Genomic DNA, 17,033 nt, shown 5'->3' with positions numbered 1-17,033 from the left:
GAAGCCCCGAGGTGAGCGAGGAGGCGCTGAGCTTCAGCGACGCGGATCAGGTGTCCGAGTGGGCGTCCGCGGGCGTGCGCTGGGCGGTGTCCAACGGCGTGATCTCCGGGAAGGGGAACAACGTGCTTGACCCGCAGGGCAGCGCGACCCGTGCGGAAGTGGCCCAGATGCTCTACAATTACAGCAAGATCGGCTGAACAGCGGAGCTGCCGTAAGGCAGGCTGAGAGCCGGTAAACGGCGGAGCCGCCGGCCCCATTTCGGGACCGGCGTCTCTATCTTTTCTCTGCCCGCCGTCAGGTGCTGGGCTGTGTGATGTGGAAAAAGAGAACGCTGTCTCCACCTGAGTAGAGGCGCTGTAAGAGGGGAGAAGGGGAGCGGTATGGGAACACACGCCATAGCTTTGAGGTCCTTGCTGGCCTCTGTATACCCCTATAAAATGGGATAAAAAACGGCCCCCAGGTCATATACCTGGGGGCCGTCCTTTACTTGGAGCGAAAGAAGGGAATTACATACCGGCAGTGGGATCAACCGTCTCGGGAAGCACGTCGCCGGGGTTATCGGAGGAGTTGTTGGTGGACCACTCACGCTCCAGGGCAGCCCAATCGCGGACGGGCAGGAGCTCAGTCCAAGACTCGATCTGCTGGTTGTCCACCGTAATGATGTCCATGTCGTGGGAGTTGGTGGCTTCCTGAACATCGGCGTAGTACCAAGCGCTGGTATCCTTGTTATCGGGCCAGGTAATCATGCCGTCCAACAGGTGATCGGCGTCGGCACAGCGACCCAGGGTACGGTTCACAATGGTCATGGCCTCGGCACGGGTGATGGGAGCGTCGGGATCGAAGGTGCCGTCGCCCTTGCCGTTGACCAGGCCCAGAGTGGCGGCCAAGTTGATGTACTTGTTAGCCCAGTGGCCGGCAATGTCGGGGAAGAGGTCCTCGCCTTCGTACTCGCCGCCGAAGAAGCGGACGGCGATGGTGGCGAACTCGGCGCGGGTGATGTCGTTATCCGGCTTAAAGACGCCTTCGGGGGTACCGGTCAGGGTGCCGGAATAGGTCAGGGTAGAAATAGCGTTGTTGTACCAGTCGGTGGGCTCCACGTCGGGATAGCTGTTGGAGGACTTCCAAAGCTGAGAACGGGAGTCATCGGTGAGCATACGGAAGAAGATGGTGGCAACCTCAGCACGGGTGATGTTGGCCTCGGGATGGACGTAGCCGTCGTCACGACCGATGATGTAGGCGTAGTGGTCGCTGGTATTCAGCGACGGACCCAGAGGCGTTTCATCATCATCGATGGTGACGTCGCCGCCGCCGCCAGGACCCTCGTGACCGTAATGATACCGGTAAGTCATCTCGGGATCGGGGAAGAGATAGGAGTCCTCGGTAAGGGAGCCGTCCTTGGGATCAGCCAGGGTGACCCAGGCGTCCAGGTTGGGCTCCACCACATGGGAGCCTTCGGAGGTGTCACGGGTAGACAGCACAGCGGTGTAGGACAGGTCCACACGGTTGCTGCGCACCACGTCACGGCCCAGAGTCAGGGTGAAGTACTCGGTGTCGTTCTCGTTGGTGGCGGGATAATACTGGAGCTCGGAGACGGAACCGTCGGTGTGACGGAAGGAGGCGTGGTTATGCTCGTCCAGATAGGCGGAGATGGCGCCTTCATCCTGGAAATACAGGGTAAAGGCGTTTTCTTTCACCACGTCGAAGTTATAGGACTCGCTGGCGCCGGGAGCGCTGTGGCCGATCTCATCGGTGATGACGCTGCCGGCGGGAATAACCACGTTGACAGAACCGCCGTAAATGTTGGACATGATGCCGTCCAGCTCATTGGCGGTGGTCTCCAGGCTGGTGGGCATTGCGACGTACTTGGAGTTATCGGCCGCATATTCGATGAATTCACCGGCCAGCTTGGTCAGAGCGCTGAGAGAAGTGTCGTCCTTGTCGTCCTTATAGTAGTCATAGCCCACAGTGATGAGCTTGACGTCGGCATCGACAACCTCGTCCACCGCTTTGGCGGCAAAGGCGACGCCCTTTTCAAAGTTGGTGTAATCGCCGTTGGTCTTAATCTGGTCCAGGATGTCAAGCAGAGGCTCACTGGCGTCGCTGGTGTAAGCGGTAACGCCGGAGGTGAGGTCGGCTTCCTGCAGCTCTTTCAGGCTATGGAGCTGGAAGTCGGGGTCAGCCTTGGCCATTTCAGCGGCGTCGGAGTTGCCCATGGGGGCGCCGTTGGCGGTGTTGTTGACCGCGGTATCGCCGTCCATCCACCAGTAGGAGCCGCCGTCGGTGATGAGAACCAGGTAGCGGTTGTCGGTGGCCGCGGAGGAGCTGGTCAGGTCAGCCAGACCGGCTTCGATACCGGCCTGGACGTTGGTGCCGTTGTGGGCGGTCAGCCAGGCCAGATCCGCGTAATCATAGTCCATGTCCATGCCGGCGGTCAGTTCCGTCAGGGGGAAGATGGTCTTGGCCTCGCTGCCGAAGATGGTGATGCCAACGCTGACGTTCTTGTCGGCCATGGAGTCATAGATGGTCTTGGTCCAGGCCTCCAGCAGGGACTGCTGGCCGTCGGAGAAAAGACTGGTGGTGGTATCCACCACGAACTCCACCGCCACCGGAGTCTCACTGAGGGGAGCGGAGATGCTCAGCTTGACCGAGGTTTCCCAATCGGTGTTAAAGCTGCCGGCAGACTTTTGCAGATCAACGCCCAGTTCGCTCTTGGCCTGATCGGTGGACTTGACGTTGTCTGGGGCCGCAGCCAGCGCGCCGGGGAGCAGTCCAAACAGCATCGCGGCTGTCAGGAGACCGGCAATGAGTTTTTGTTTACGCATAATGCTACCTCCATATACAATTGGATTTGGATGCGGGCACAGTCGGAATTTTCCAACTATGCCGGATAGGGGAAGGAAGCGCTCCAATTGGAAATATTATAGCATAAAAAGGAGGGGGGAGCAACGGGGTATCCGATAATCTATCAGATATTTCCCCGTCATATTTTCACCCCAGTCCTATAACAGGGGGTGGGAAGCGTGACCTTCACATTCCAGCAGGATGCGGGGGAAGGCGCGCAGAAAGAGCGCGGTGGTGACGCAGGCGGCCAGCAGGTCGGCGACGGGTTCGGCAAAGAAGGTGGCCGGGGCGGTAAAGAGGGCCGGAAGCAGGAGAAGGGCGGCGAAATAGAGGCTTTTTCGGAACAGAGAGCAGAAAAGCGCCAGGCGCAGATGACCCAGGGCGGTGATTTCATCCACCAGGGGATACTGGACCGCCAGGGGAAGGATCATGGCGGTAAAGATCTTGATATAGGAGACTGAGCGTCCGGCCAGGTCGGCGTCGCTGGTAAAGAGACGGACAAAGAGGGGGGAGAGGGTGTGGGTAAAGACCAGCATCACCCCGCAAAAGGCCAGGCACAGACCCACAATGGCCTTCATGGCGGCCTTGATGCGTTGTGGGTGTCCGGCGCCGTAGTTGAAGCTGACCACCGGCTGGGTGCCCAGGGTCATGCCGCCCATGGGCATGGTAATGAGGAGCATATAGCTCTGGACGATGGTGGCGCAGGTCACCAGAGTATCCCCCAGGCCGGGCCCGCCGTAGCGCTGGAGCACGGTATTGAGGAGAATGAGCAGGATGCTGTCGGTGGCGATAATGAGGAAGGGGGAGAGGCCGAAGGCCAGCACCCGGCGGACGATGCGCCACCGAAAGCCCCGCAGACCCAGCGGCACCGGCATTTTTTTGCGCCGGAGGGCCAGCAGCACAAAGGCGCAGGAGGCCACCTGGGAGAGGACCGTGGCCAGCGCCGCGCCGGCCACCCCCAGCTCCAGGCCGAAGATAAAGACCGGGTCCAGCACGATATTGAGCGCCGCGCCCAGCATCACCGTAGCCATGCCCAGGCCGGAATAGCCCTGACAGATGAGGAAGCTGTTCATGCCGTTGGCCATGAGGGCAAAGAAGGTGCCGGCGGTGTAGATGGTCAGATAGGTATTGGCGTAGGGAAAGGTGCTCTCACTGGCGCCGAACCACAAGAGCAGCCGGTCCTTGGTCAGCAGAAAGAGGCCGGTGAGCACCAAAGACAAAACGCACAGCATGAGAAAGCAGGTGTTGAGGATACGGCTTGCCTGCCTCATCCGTCCCTCGCCCATGCGCATGGCCATAATGGGCGACCCGCCCAGCCCCACCAGGGTGGCAAAGGAGGAGAGCAGGGTCACAATGGGACCGCAAACCCCCACGCCCGCCAGAGCCAGGCTGCCGATGTCCGGGATATTTCCGATGTAAATGCGGTCCACGATGCTGTAAAGCACGTTGACCAGCTGAGCCAGCATGGTGGGAATGGCCAGGCGGAGGACCAGAGGAAAGACAGGGTCGCGGCCCAGATCGTTGGCGCGGCGGGGCATAGGATCGGCTCCCTTCCTTAATAATATATATCAGACTGCGCAGCGCGCGGCGGAGGATAGTATACCGCGTTTTTCACGGGAAGTAAACCACCGTATGCCCGAAAAGAATTAGCACTCTCAAATAGAGAGTGCTAATGTTTACAATTTAGACATAATTAACGCTATGTTTGTTCACAAACAGACGCTATACTAAGGGCAACGAAACAGAGAAAGAGGTCCGGAAGGGCCTCGGAAAGAGGATGGTTTCCGTGACGCAGACAAAGAAATAGCAAAAGAAAACCTGGACTGCTAATCTGTTCACAAACCCTCGACCTTTGAAAGGAGATTTTATTTATGTTTGGTATGCTTCCCTTTGAGCGCAGTGACGACAACTTTTTCGATGCTTTTGATAACTTCCAGCGCAAGTTCTTCGGCGAGAACAACTCCAGCGTCCCCGCCTTCCGCACTGACATCCGGGACAACGGGGAGAGCTTCCTCTTAGAATGCGAGCTCCCCGGCTTCCAGAAGGAGGATATCCATCTGGAGCTGAAGGACAATATCCTGACCATCCACGCCGAGCACAGCGAGGACAAGGACCAGCAGGACAGCAAGGGCCAGTATATCCGCCGGGAGCGCCGCTACGGCTCTTTCAGCCGCAGCTTTGATGTCTCCGGTATTGACGAGAGCGGCATCACCGCCGCCTACAAGAACGGCATCCTGGAGCTGAGCCTGCCCAAGGCCAAGCCCGCCGTGCCTGAGACCAAGCGGATCGCCATCGAGTAAACGGCGCATGGAGGAGCCGGTCAGTCCTTGCTGGCCGGCTCCTTTTCCCGCTTGGCGTAGTGGGGGCAGCGGTCGTCCGGCTGCGGGTGGCGCATTCCGCGGCGTCCGCAGTGTCCATACCAAAGGGGCGAAAAGCGTTGCCCCATACTCAGGACGTAGTGCTGATGGCAGTGGATACAGGTCCCGCATACTTCCGCTTCCACCATGTAGTAGCGCGTGGTTTTCATAAACATCACCTCTCTTGTTATTTTACCATCGTATGATAGTAAAAGCAACACTATCATATGATAGTAGCATACAATGCAGACGAGGTGATTGACATGTATTTGCCACGTCTACGCGATTTGAGAGAGGACAGCGACCTGACACAACGGCAGGTGGCCGAAATCCTTGGAATCGACCAGCGGGTATACAGCACTTATGAAACGGGAAAACGTGATTTACCCTTGCAGCATCTCATCACACTGGCTGACTTTTACCATGTTACCACCGACTATCTGTTAGGTCGGATATAAACAATGCCGTTTCTTTTGAGAAAGGAAGTGAACGCGCCATGAACGCGCAGAAATATACTCAAAAATCCCTGGAAGCCATCCGCAGCGCCCAGAGCCTGGCGGTGGAGTACGGCAACCAGCAGATCGAACAGCCCCACATCCTCCTTGCCCTTCTCACCGCCGAGCAGGGGCTGGTGCCCCAGCTCCTGGCCAAGCTGGGCCTGACCGTCCCCAGCTTCCAGGCCGCCGTCCAGGCCGAGGTGGAAAAGCTTCCCCGGGTCTCCGGTTCCGGCCGGGAGATGGACAAGGTCTATGTGGCCCAGGATGTGGACAAACTGTTCAACCAGGCCGAGGCCATCGCCGCCTCCATGAAGGATGAATATGTCTCGGTGGAGCATCTGCTGCTGGCCCTGGTGGAGTGCGCCAATCCGGCGCTGAAAAACCTGTTCCGCACCTACAACGTCACCAAGGAGGGGCTGCTCCAGGCCCTGTCCGCCGTCCGGGGCAACCAGCGGGTCACCTCCGACAACCCGGAGGAGACCTACGACGCCCTGAAAAAGTACGGTACCGATCTGGTGGAGCGGGCCCGGCAGAATAAGCTGGACCCGGTCATCGGCCGGGATGACGAGATCCGCAACGTCATCCGCATCCTGTCCCGCAAGAGCAAAAATAATCCCGTCCTCATCGGCGAGCCCGGCGTGGGCAAGACCGCCATTGCCGAGGGCCTGGCCCAGCGCATCGTCAAGGGCGACGTGCCCGGCTCTCTGAAGGACAAGACCATTTTTGCCCTGGATATGGGCGCCCTCATCGCCGGCGCCAAGTACCGGGGCGAGTTTGAGGAGCGGCTGAAAGCCGTCCTCAACGAGGTGAAGAAGTCCGAGGGCCGCATCATCCTGTTCATCGATGAGCTGCACACCATCGTGGGCGCGGGCAAGACCGAGGGCGCCATGGACGCCGGCAACCTCCTGAAACCCATGCTGGCCCGGGGTGAGCTCCACTGCATCGGCGCCACCACCCTCAATGAATACCGCCAGTATATCGAAAAGGACGCCGCCTTGGAGCGCCGGTTCCAGACCGTCATGGTGCGGGAGCCCACCGTGGAGGACACGGTGGCCATCCTCCGCGGCCTGAAAGAGCGCTATCAGGTGTTCCACGGCGTGAAAATCACCGACGGGGCCATCATCGCCGCCGCATCCCTGTCCAACCGCTATATCACCGACCGGTTCCTGCCCGACAAGGCCATCGACCTCATCGACGAGGCCTGCGCCATGATCCGCACCGAGATTGACTCCATGCCCACCGAGCTGGACGTGATCCAGCGCAAGATCATCCAGCTGGAGATCGAGGAAGCCGCCCTCAAAAAGGAGGACGACGCCCTGTCCCAGGAGCATCTGAGCGAGATTCAAAAGGAGCTTTCCGACCTGCGGGAGGGGTTTAAGGCCCAAAAAGCCCGCTGGGAGAACGAAAAAGGGGCCATCGGCAAGGTACAGCAGCTGCGCCAGGAGCTGGAGGAGGCCAACGCCCAGCTGGAGGAGGCCCAGCGCAAATACGATCTGGACCGGGCCGCCGAGCTGCAATACGGCCGCATCCCCGAGCTGAAGCAGGCCCTGGAGGCGGAGGAGGCCCTGGCCCAGCAGAGCAAGGAGGATTCCCTCCTGCGGGACAAGGTCACCGAAGAGGAGATCGCCCGCATCATCCAGCGCTGGACCGGCATTCCCGTGTCCAAGCTCATGGAGGGGGAGCGGGAGAAGCTCCTCCACCTGGAGGACATCCTCCACCAGCGGGTGGTGGGTCAGGACGAGGCGGTCCGCCTGGTGTCCGAGTCCATCCTCCGCAGCCGCGCCGGCATTGCCGACCCGGACCGTCCCATTGGCTCCTTCCTCTTCCTGGGCCCCACCGGCGTGGGCAAGACCGAGCTGGCCAAGGCCCTGGCCGAAGCCCTCTTCGACAGCGAGAAGAACATGGTCCGCATCGACATGAGCGAGTATATGGAGAAATTCTCCGTCTCCCGCCTCATCGGCGCCCCTCCGGGATATGTGGGCTATGAGGAGGGCGGTCAGCTCACCGAGGCGGTGCGCCGCAAGCCCTATTCGGTCATCCTCTTCGACGAGGTGGAAAAGGCCCATCCGGATGTGTTCAATGTACTACTGCAAGTATTGGATGACGGACGTATTACGGACAGTCAAGGAAGAACGGTGGATTTCAAGAATACCATCATCATCCTGACCTCCAACCTGGGCTCCCAGTTCCTGCTGGACGGCATCCAGCCCGACGGCGAGATCAGCCAGAGCGCCCGGGATCAGGTCAACGACCTGCTCAAGCACTCCTTCCGTCCGGAATTCCTCAACCGTCTGGACGAGATCGTGTTCTACAAGCCCCTGACCAAGGGAAACATTACCCACATCATCGACCTGATGGTGGACGACCTGAACCGCCGCCTGTCCGAAAAGCAACTCACCGTGGAGCTCACCGACGCCGCCAAGCAGTTCATCATCGACGCGGCTTACGACCCCATTTACGGCGCTCGTCCTCTGCGCCGCTACCTCCAGCATACCGTGGAGACCCTCATCAGCCGCCAGATCATCGGCGGCCAGGTCCAGCCCGGCGATACCCTCACCGTGGACGTGGCTGACGATCAGCTGGCCGTGGAGGCCAGGACGGTGCTCACCGGCGAGGTGGTGGAGTAAGGAAAAAGCGGCCCTTGTCATTTCCCTTTGTTTCGGTTATAATGTATGAAAAATAAAGGGAAAAAAGGGGGATACCAGGCATGATGCACACAGAGGAGGCATTTTTTACCTTTTCAGTCTGGTTCCGGGGAGACGCCTGCACGCTGGAAGGGCAGTCCTGCCCGCTGGGCGGACTTACCACCGATTGGCTCAACGCCGACCGTGGAGAGTACCTCTCCTGCGCCAAGGCGCTGGAGGAGGCCTTCCAGCGGCGGGACCGCATGGGCTACCGGACCGCCTCCCGCCGGGCCAACGCCCTGCTGCGGGAGATGCCCCTCTATGGTCTGCTGGCCAAACGAAAGGACATTGACCCACCCCCCTTTCAGTCTCACGGCGAGGGCTTTTTTGCTAACCGGGAGGGCTATCTGGCCTTGGCGGAGGATCTCCGCTGGCTGGAGGAGGCGGTGGTCCCCTTCCTCACGGGGGAGCGGACAGACTTTCCCCAGCCTGCCGTTCTGCCTCAGGTGTGGGTGCGCTACGTCCGGACGGACGGCGGCGCGCTGGAGGAGGAGGTTACCTTCCAGCGCCTGTCCCACTTGATCGTGCTGGAGCTGGGCAAGGCCCTGACCTACGGCAGCAGCCCCAAGCGCTGCCGCAACTGCGGCCGGTGGTTTTTGAAGGAGCGGGGGACCGGGTTTGAATACTGCGCCGGTCCCGCGCCGGGGGAGGAGGGCAAGACCTGCCGGGAGGTGGGGGCCCGCACCAGCTTCGGACATAAAGTCAAGGACAACGAGGTGTGGAAACTCCACCAGCGGGCGTATAAAAAATACTATGCCCGGGTACTGAAAAAGACCATGAGCCGGGAGGAGTTCCAGGCCTGGACCCGGGAGGCGGAACGGCTCCGGGACGCGGCGCTGGAAGAATACGCCCAGGCGCTGGCCGCCGGCCGGACTTGGCCGGCGGAGGAGTACCAGGCCGCCCTCAACCGCCTTTAGAGCAGAAGAAAGACCGCGAACAGGAGTTATTTCCCGTTCGCGGTCTTTGCGTTAATTGAGGGTGTGGACGACTTTGATCAGGAGGCGGCGCAGCTCCTGCCGCTCCTCGGGGGAGAGGTCGCGGAGGAGTACATCCTCCCACTCGTCGCTGATGCGCACGATGGTGCGGTATTGCTCCTTGCCCCGCTCGGTGAGGGAGAGGATCACCCGCCGGCGGTCGGCCGGGTCGGGGAGGCGCTGGACATAGCCGTCCTCTTCCAGGGCGTGGACGGTACGGGCCACCGCGCCCTTGTCCATCCGCAGCCGGTGGGAGAGCTGTTCCTGAGAGCAGCCCTCATGCTCGAAAATATAGCGGATGGAGAAAAACTGGCCGAATGTGACCCCTGATTCCCGCAGCCGCCGGGTCATGGCGATGCTGGACTGGCGGTGGATGACGGAAAAAAGGTGTGCGAAGGGGGCGCGCTCCAGCATGGAGTCGGGCAGAGATTCCGGAGGAGGGAAGTGAGAAGGGTCCATAGCAAAACGCCCCCTTATAAAAAAATAGGAAAAAGGCAACACGCCCAGATAAATTTTATCGCCCCCGCTACTTTTTGTCAAGAATGACGCCAAAGGAAGGGGAAGCAGGCTGTTGACTTATCAACTGGTTGTGCTATAATAATACTTGCCTAAGCAACAAATTGCCGTGCGCCCCCTGCCTGCCATGGTAGGGGGATGATAATACGGATACTGTTGCTTTGGCAACATTCTAATGATTGAAGGATGGGATTGCCTATGATCAAATTGTTGTCAAAAAGCATCCGAGAGTTCAGGAAGGAATCGCTGTTGGCCCCTCTTTTCGTCACGCTGGAGGTGGTGATGGAGGTCATCATCCCGGTGCTCATCGCGGAGCTGATGGATAAGGGCATTGACGGCGGCAGTATGTCCGCCATCTGGTACTATGGCGCCCTGCTGGCGGTCAGCGCGATTTTATCCCTGATCTTCGGCGGCTGCTCCGGCCATTTCGCGGCCATCGCCTCGGCCGGCTTTGCCCGCAACCTGCGCCACGATATGTATTATAAGGTGCAGGAATACTCCTTTTCCAACATCGACAAGTTTTCCACCGCCAGTATCGTTACCCGGCTCACCACCGACGTGACCAACGTGCAGAACGCCTATCAGATGCTGGTCCGCATCGCCGTGCGCGCCCCGGTGATGATGGTGGCCTCTCTGGTCATGGCCTTCCTGCTCCAGCCCACCCTGGCCAGCGTGTTCCTGGTGGGCATTGTGATCGTGGGCTTTGTCCTCTTTTACATCGCCACCCATGTACATCCCGTTTTTGAAAAGGTTTTTCGCATTTACGATAAGCTCAACAGCGTGGTCCAGGAGAACCTGCGGGGCATTCGGGTGGTCAAGTCCTATGTCCGGGAGGACCACGAGGTGGAGAAGTTCGACAAGGTGTCCCAGGACATTTATAAGAACTTCACCCGCGCCGAAAAAATGGTGGCCTTCAACGCCCCCACCATGCAGTTTGCCATCTATTCCTGCATGATCTGCATTTCCTGGTTTGCCGCCAACTTCATCGTGGCGGGCAGCATGACCACCGGCCAGCTGACCACCATGATCTCCTACGCCATGCAGATCCTGATGAACCTGATGATGCTCTCCATGGTCTTTGTCATGGTGACCATGGCCAAGTCCTCCACCGAGCGTATCGTGGAGCTGATGCTGGAGCAGCCCGACATCCGGGACCCGGAAGATCCGGTCCACGAGGTGGCGGACGGCAGCATCTCCTTCCGGGACGTGAGCTTCAGCTACGCCAAGGACCCCAACAAGCTGGCCCTGCGGGACGTGAATCTGGAGATCGCCTCCGGCGAGACGGTGGGCATCATCGGCGGCACCGGCGCGGCCAAGAGCTCCCTGGTGCAGCTCATCCCCCGTCTGTACGACGTGACCTGCGGTCAGCTGCTGGTGGGCGGCAAGGACGTGCGGGCGTACGGCCTGGAGGACCTGCGCAACGAGGTGGCCATGGTGCTCCAGAAGAACGAACTCTTCTCCGGCACCATTAAGGAAAACCTCCGCTGGGGCAATGAGCACGCCAGCGACGAGGAGCTGATCCGGGCCTGCCAGTTGGCCCAGGCCGACGAGTTCATCCAGCGTTTTCCCAAAAAGTATGACACCTACATCGAGCAGGGAGGCACCAACGTCTCCGGCGGACAGAAGCAGCGCCTTTGTATTGCCCGCGCCCTGCTGAAAAAGCCCAAGATCCTCATCCTGGACGACTCCACCTCCGCGGTGGACACCAAGACCGACGCCCTCATCCGTCAGGCCTTCCTGGAGGAGATCCCCGACACCACCAAGATCATCATTGCCCAGCGTGTCTCCTCGGTGCAGGACGCGGACAAGATCGTGGTGATGGACGGCGGCCGGATCGACGCCGTGGGTACCCACGAAGAGCTCCTCAAGAGCAACCAGATCTACCGCGAAGTATACGAATCTCAGCAGAAGGGAGGCAGCGAGCATGACGCCTAACAAGGAACCCCGTAAAAATCTGGTCCAGCCCGGGATCGGCAAAGTCATCCGCCGCCTGCTGGGCTATGTGGTGGGACGCAACAAGCTCCGCTTTGTGGCGGTCATCGTGTGCATCATCATCAGCGCCGCCGCCGGCGTCATGGGCTCGGTCTTTATCCGCAGCCTGATCGACGATTACATCACCCCGCTGCTCCAGATGGCCAACCCCGATTTCAGCAACCTGATCCGGGCCCTGATGGGCATGGGCTGTATTTACGCCTTGGGCGTGGTGTGCAACCTCTGCTACCAGCGCCTGATGGTGGACATCTCCCAGCAGGCCCAGCGGGACATCCGTGACGAAATGTTCGCCCACATGGAGCAGCTGCCCATCCGCTATTTTGACACCCACACCAACGGCGACATCATGAGCTACTACACCAACGACATCGACACCCTGCGTCAGATGCTCTCCCAGAGTATTCCCCAGGTATTCAACTCGGCGGTGACGGTGGTGGCGGTGCTGTGCGCCATGATTTTCACCAACATCTGGCTGACCATTCTGGTGCTCATCGGCGTGGCGCTGATGCTCAACGTCACCAAGTATCTCACCGGCCAGTCGGGTCACTTCTTCATCAAGCAGCAGATCTCCATGGGCGAGGTGGACGGCTATATTGAGGAAATGATCCACGGACAGAAGGTCATCAAGGTATTCTGCCACGAGGAAAAGGCCAAGGAGGGCTTTGACAAGCTCAACGACGAGCTGTGCCACAACGCCACCCAGGCCAACCGCTTCTCCAATATGCTCATGCCCATCATGGCCAACATCGGCAACCTGCTCTATGTGATCATCGCCGTGCTGGGCGGCACCATGGCCCTGTGCGGCGTGGGCGGTACCATCACCCTGGGCGTGATCTCCTCCTTCCTGCTGCTGCTGCGCAGCTTCATCATGCCCATCAACCAGATCTCCATGCAGCTCAACTCGGTGGTCATGGCCCTGGCGGGCGCCGGCCGTATTTTCAAGCTCATGGACGAGGAGCCGGAGACCGACAACGGCTATGTGACCCTGGTCAACGCCAAGTACAACAAGGAGACCGGCGAACTGGAGGAGACCGAGGAGCGCACCAACCTGTGGGCGTGGAAGCACCCCCATGGGGACGGCACCATCACCTATACCCGTCTGACCGGCGACGTGCGCCTGGTGGATGTGGACTTTGGCTACAACCCGGACAAGATCGTCCTCCACGACATCACCCTTTACGCCGAGCCCGGCCAGAAGGTGGCCTTCGTGGGCGCCACCGGCGCGGGCAAGACCACCATTACCAACCTCATCAACCGCTTTTATGACATTGCCGACGGCAAGATCCGCTATGACGGCATCAACATCAACAAGATCAAAAAATCGGATCTCCGCCGCTCTCTGGGCGTGGTGCTCCAGGATACCAACCTCTTCACCGGCACCATCATGGACAACATCCGCTATGGCCGTCTGGACGCCACCGACGAGGAGTGTATCGCCGCCGCCACCCTGGCCAACGCCGACGACTTCATCCGCCGTCTGCCCGACGGCTACCAGACCGTCATCGACGGAGACGGCAGCAGCCTTTCCCAGGGCCAGCGTCAGCTGCTGAGCATCGCCCGGGCCGCCGTGGCCGACCCGCCGGTCATGATCCTGGATGAGGCCACCTCCTCCATCGACACCCGTACCGAAGCTATCGTGCAGCGGGGCATGGACGCCCTGATGACGGGACGTACCGTTTTCGTCATTGCCCACCGGCTGTCCACCGTGCAGAACTCCGACGTTATCATGGTGCTTGAGCTGGGCCACATCATCGAACGGGGCAGCCACGACGAGCTGATTGCCAAGAAGGGCAAGTATTATCAGCTCTATACCGGCGCGTTCGAGCTGGAGTGACGGCTATGAACGGGAACCCCACCCATCTCACGGACACAGGACGGATGGTGGACAGTCTCTTCTATCAGCTGGCCTGCATGGACCGGCGCTTGTGGCAGAATATGCGCCGGTCCCGTCCGGCAAGCCGCTATTCTCTGGGGCAGCGTCTGATTCTGACCTATCTCCTGGAGGAGGGGGAACAGTCCCAGTGTGAGCTGGGGACGGCGCTGCGGCTCTCCGGGGCCTCGGTGGGGGAGCACCTGAAGAAGCTGGAACGGGATGGCTGCATCCAACGGCAGGTGGACCCCCGGGACAACCGGGTCAAAAAGCTGACCCTGACGCCAAAGGGACAGGAGGCCGCCGTGGAAAGCCGGCAGTCCATGCTTCAGCTGGAGGAGAATATGCTGCAAGGATTCTCCAAGGAGGAGCAAGCGGATCTGCTCCGCCTTCTGGTCCGAATGGACCGTGCGCTGGAAGATGTATAAGAATCGCCGTCAGACACTTGGTTTCCGGTCTGACGGCGATTTTTTTGTCTGTTAGAGATAAAAAATGCAATCCACTCCCACCCCGTAGGGGCGACCCTTGTGGTCGCCCGCTTCCATGCAGGCACGTTGACGTTTCCTGCACCGCGTTTCACCTACGTTGCTTTTACAGCTTTTACAGCGGGTGGAGGGAACAGGAAGCCCCCGGACCGCAGGTCCGGGGGCAGATGGAAGCTTTCTTTGCCTACTTTCTTTCTCGAAAGAAAGTAGGCGGAAGAAAGGAGGTTAGCCGCACTTGGAGTAGCCGCACTCGCGGCAGGTGACGCAGCCGCCCTCGTGCTCCAGCCGGGAGCCGCACTCGGGGCAGAACTTGGCCAGCTTGGCCTGGGCGGGGGTCATATCGGCCATCACCGGCGCTTTACAGGCGGAAGCGGTGGAGACGGCGGGGGCCGTGGTGGTGACGGAGCCGATGGGGGCGGGCAGGGTGCCGTTGCTGGCGGCCTTCTGGACCTTTTCCAGGGCCTTGGCGATGGCGTCGGGGCAGGAGGTAACGGGGACGCCCGGCTGACGCAGACAGGAGGGACAGCGGATGCCCTTGAGCTGCTGGATGATCTCCTTGGGGTCCATACCGGCCCGGATACCCACCGAGACCAGGCGGGCGGTGGCCTCGCTCTGGCTGGGACAGCCGCCGGCCCGGCCGGTGTTGGTAAAGACCTCACAAATGCCGTTTTCGTCGTAATTGACGGTGATATACAGATTGCCGCAGCCGATCTTCACCTTTTCGGTAAAGCCGGTGGTGATCTCCGGACGGGGACGGGGCAAAATGGTGCCGTAGCCGGGCTGGTTGCTCTGGCAGGCGTCGCACAGGGGGGAGTCCTCCTGGGGCTGCGGCTGGGCGGCGCGGCCGTCGTTGACCTTGCCGATGTTGAGCACCTGCTCCTGGCGGGAGCCGTCCCGGTAAATGGTGGTGCCCTTACAGCCCAGCCGGTAGGCCAGCTCGTAGACCTCCCGCACGTCGTCCTGGGTGGCGGAGTTGGGGAAATTCACTGTTTTGGACACGGCGTTGTCGGTGTAGGTCTGGAACGCGGCCTGCATCTTCACATGCCACACGGGGGAGACGTCGTGGGCGCAGACAAAGACCCGGCGGATGTCCTCGGGGATGCCGGCGATGTGGGCCAGAGAGCCCTGCTCCACGATCTGCTGCATGAGGGCCTCGGAATACAGGCCGCGGCTGACCAGGACGTCCTTCAAAATGCCGTTGGCCTCGATGAGGTGGGTATTGTCCATGACATTGCGGATATAGGCGTAGGCAAAGACCGGCTCCACGCCGGAGGAGACGCCGGCGATGATGGACAGGGTGCCGGTGGGGGCAATGGTGGTGACGGTGGCGTTGCGCAGGGGAGCGGCGTCGCGGAAAACGCTCTGGTCAAAGCAGGGGAAGGCGCCACGCTGAGCGGCCAGGGCCTGGCTGGCCTGGTGGCCCACCGACTCCACCAGCTCCATGACGGTGCGTCCCATCTCCACGCCCGCCTCGCTGTTGTAGGGAATGCCCAGGTAGAGGAGCATATCGGCAAAGCCCATGACGCCCAGGCCGATCTTGCGGGTGGAGCGGGTCATCTGGTCGATTTCGGGGAGGGGGTACTTGTTGACCTCAATGACGTTGTCCAGGAAATGGACCGCCTTACGGACGGTGTCGGAGAGCTTGTCCCGGTCCAGCGCCCAGCCGGAATCGGTCTTTTTCAGATGGCGGACCAGATTGATGGAGCCCAGGTTGCAGGCCTCGTAGGGCAGCAGGGGCTGCTCGCCGCAGGGGTTGGTGGACTCGATCTCCCCCAGGGAAGGGACGGGGTTGTCCCGGTTGAGGCGGTCCAGGAAGATGATGCCCGGCTCGCCGGTCTGCCAGGCGGACTGAATGATGGCCTCAAAGACCTTGCGGGCGCTGAGCCGGCCGGTGATCTGCCGGCTGGCGGGGTCCACCAGAGGATAGTCGGTGTTCTGCTCCACAGCCTGCATAAAGGCCTCGGTGATTCCCACCGAGAGGTTGAAATTGGTGATTTCGCGGGTATCATTCTTACAGGTAATGAAGTCCATGATGTCGGGGTGATCCACCCGGAGGATGCCCATATTGGCGCCCCGGCGGGTGCCGCCCTGCTTGACGGCCTCGGTGGCGGCGTTAAAGACCTTCATGAAGGAAATGGGGCCGGAGGCCACGCCGCCGGTGGAGTTGACGGTGGAGCCCCGGGAGCGAAGGCGGGAGAAGGAAAAGCCGGTGCCGCCGCCGGATTTGTGGATCAGGGCGGCGTTTTTGATGGCGTCAAAGATTTCCTCCATGGAGTCGCCCACGGGGAGGACAAAGCAGGCCGAGAGCTGGCCCAGAGGCCGGCCGGCGTTCATGAGGGTGGGGGAGTTGGGCAAAAACTCCAGCCCGGTCATCATCTCATAAAAGGACTGTGCGGTGGCGGCCACATCGGCGCCGGCGTCAAAGACCGCGTCCGCCTGGGCGATGGCGTCTGCCACACGGTGGAAGAGCCCGTCCACCGTCTCAGTGGGCTGGCCGTTCTCGTCCCGGATGAGATAGCGCTTTTCCAGCACGGCTTTGGCGTTTTCGGAAATGGGCATATAAAATCGTCTCCCTCTCTGTCAAGAAACTGATCAAAATCGGATCGCCGCGCCGGGGCGGCATGGAAGCGCCGGCCCACAACGCAGGCCGGCGGAAACGGATATACTGGATATTGTACCACGAAGGCGCGGCTTGTCAATATGTAGCCTGTAGGTTTGTCAAACATATTGGACAGTGAACTCAGAGGGGGAAAGCCAGCCCAGGGGCCTCATGGGAAAGTTGTTTGAGCGGCGGTTGTGGACAGCAAGTTGCTTGGA

13 protein-coding genes are annotated in these 17,033 nt (G+C 60.5%); 8 read left to right on the top strand and 5 right to left on the bottom strand.

Going from position 1 to position 17,033, the window contains the following annotated elements:
- A partial coding sequence (locus H7U37_RS12255; RefSeq protein WP_204876071.1) for an S-layer homology domain-containing protein occupies positions 1-197 on the top strand: 197 nt, incomplete at its 5' end.
- A gap of 309 nt (positions 198-506) precedes the next feature.
- Here the strand turns inward: H7U37_RS12255 and H7U37_RS12250 are convergent.
- Together H7U37_RS12250 and H7U37_RS12245 are read right to left on the bottom strand one after the other, a co-directional pair.
- A complete protein-coding gene (locus H7U37_RS12250) occupies positions 507-2,822 on the bottom strand; it encodes an S-layer homology domain-containing protein (protein WP_204876070.1) in 2,316 nt (771 codons plus the stop codon).
- A gap of 177 nt (positions 2,823-2,999) precedes the next feature.
- Positions 3,000-4,379, bottom strand: coding sequence for an MATE family efflux transporter (locus H7U37_RS12245; RefSeq protein ID WP_243413598.1), 1,380 nt, complete (start codon positions 4,377-4,379; stop codon positions 3,000-3,002).
- A gap of 333 nt (positions 4,380-4,712) precedes the next feature.
- Between H7U37_RS12245 and H7U37_RS12240 the strand changes: the two genes are divergently transcribed.
- Positions 4,713-5,141: an Hsp20/alpha crystallin family protein gene (locus tag H7U37_RS12240; protein ID WP_204876068.1), complete on the top strand. Its 429-nt coding sequence runs from the start codon at positions 4,713-4,715 to the stop codon at positions 5,139-5,141.
- Positions 5,142-5,161: 20 nt separating this feature from the next.
- Here the strand turns inward: H7U37_RS12240 and H7U37_RS12235 are convergent, their stop codons facing one another.
- Positions 5,162-5,368 (bottom strand): hypothetical protein, encoded by a 207-nt coding sequence (locus H7U37_RS12235; protein WP_204876067.1) that lies wholly within the window; start codon positions 5,366-5,368, stop codon positions 5,162-5,164.
- A 57-nt stretch (positions 5,369-5,425) separates the two neighbouring features.
- Here H7U37_RS12235 and H7U37_RS12230 point away from each other — a divergent pair, with 57 nt between their 5' ends.
- The 3 genes from H7U37_RS12230 to H7U37_RS12220 all read left to right on the top strand — a co-directional run bounded on the left by H7U37_RS12230 (position 5,426) and on the right by H7U37_RS12220 (position 9,296).
- Positions 5,426-5,656 (top strand): helix-turn-helix domain-containing protein, encoded by a 231-nt coding sequence (locus tag H7U37_RS12230; RefSeq protein WP_420875805.1) that lies wholly within the window; start codon positions 5,426-5,428, stop codon positions 5,654-5,656.
- Between the two features lie 38 nt (positions 5,657-5,694).
- Positions 5,695-8,322 carry an ATP-dependent chaperone ClpB gene (clpB, locus tag H7U37_RS12225; protein WP_204876065.1) on the top strand — a complete coding sequence of 876 codons (2,628 nt, stop codon included), beginning with the start codon at positions 5,695-5,697 and terminating at the stop codon, positions 8,320-8,322.
- A gap of 80 nt (positions 8,323-8,402) precedes the next feature.
- Complete coding sequence (locus H7U37_RS12220) at positions 8,403-9,296, top strand: DUF6076 domain-containing protein (RefSeq protein WP_204876064.1); 894 nt, start codon at positions 8,403-8,405, stop codon at positions 9,294-9,296.
- Between the two features lie 51 nt (positions 9,297-9,347).
- Here H7U37_RS12220 and H7U37_RS12215 read toward each other — a convergent pair whose 3' ends face one another.
- Positions 9,348-9,812 (bottom strand): MarR family winged helix-turn-helix transcriptional regulator, encoded by a 465-nt coding sequence (locus tag H7U37_RS12215; protein ID WP_204876062.1) that lies wholly within the window; start codon positions 9,810-9,812, stop codon positions 9,348-9,350.
- 255 nt (positions 9,813-10,067) lie between these two features.
- Between H7U37_RS12215 and H7U37_RS12210 the strand changes: the two genes are divergently transcribed.
- From H7U37_RS12210 to H7U37_RS12200, 3 genes are read left to right on the top strand one after another with little or no spacing between them, the layout of a single operon-like run.
- Positions 10,068-11,804 (top strand): ABC transporter ATP-binding protein, encoded by a 1,737-nt coding sequence (locus H7U37_RS12210; protein ID WP_204876060.1) that lies wholly within the window; start codon positions 10,068-10,070, stop codon positions 11,802-11,804.
- Positions 11,794-13,695 (top strand): ABC transporter ATP-binding protein, encoded by a 1,902-nt coding sequence (locus H7U37_RS12205; RefSeq protein ID WP_204876058.1) that lies wholly within the window; start codon positions 11,794-11,796, stop codon positions 13,693-13,695. The genes H7U37_RS12210 and H7U37_RS12205 overlap by 11 nt, the downstream gene beginning before the upstream one ends.
- Positions 13,696-13,700: 5 nt before the next feature.
- Positions 13,701-14,159: a MarR family winged helix-turn-helix transcriptional regulator gene (locus H7U37_RS12200; protein WP_204876056.1), complete on the top strand. Its 459-nt coding sequence runs from the start codon at positions 13,701-13,703 to the stop codon at positions 14,157-14,159.
- Positions 14,160-14,441: 282 nt separating this feature from the next.
- Here the strand turns inward: H7U37_RS12200 and H7U37_RS12195 are convergent, their stop codons facing one another.
- Positions 14,442-16,775 (bottom strand): vitamin B12-dependent ribonucleotide reductase, encoded by a 2,334-nt coding sequence (locus tag H7U37_RS12195; protein ID WP_204876055.1) that lies wholly within the window; start codon positions 16,773-16,775, stop codon positions 14,442-14,444.
- Between the last annotated feature and the right edge of the window lie 258 nt (positions 16,776-17,033).

The organism is Pseudoflavonifractor phocaeensis (genome assembly GCF_016901735.1).
GTDB lineage: Bacteria > Bacillota > Clostridia > Oscillospirales > Oscillospiraceae > Pseudoflavonifractor_A.
Note: the sequence above shows the minus strand (reverse complement) of the source record. Positions and strands in the feature narration are given on the sequence as shown.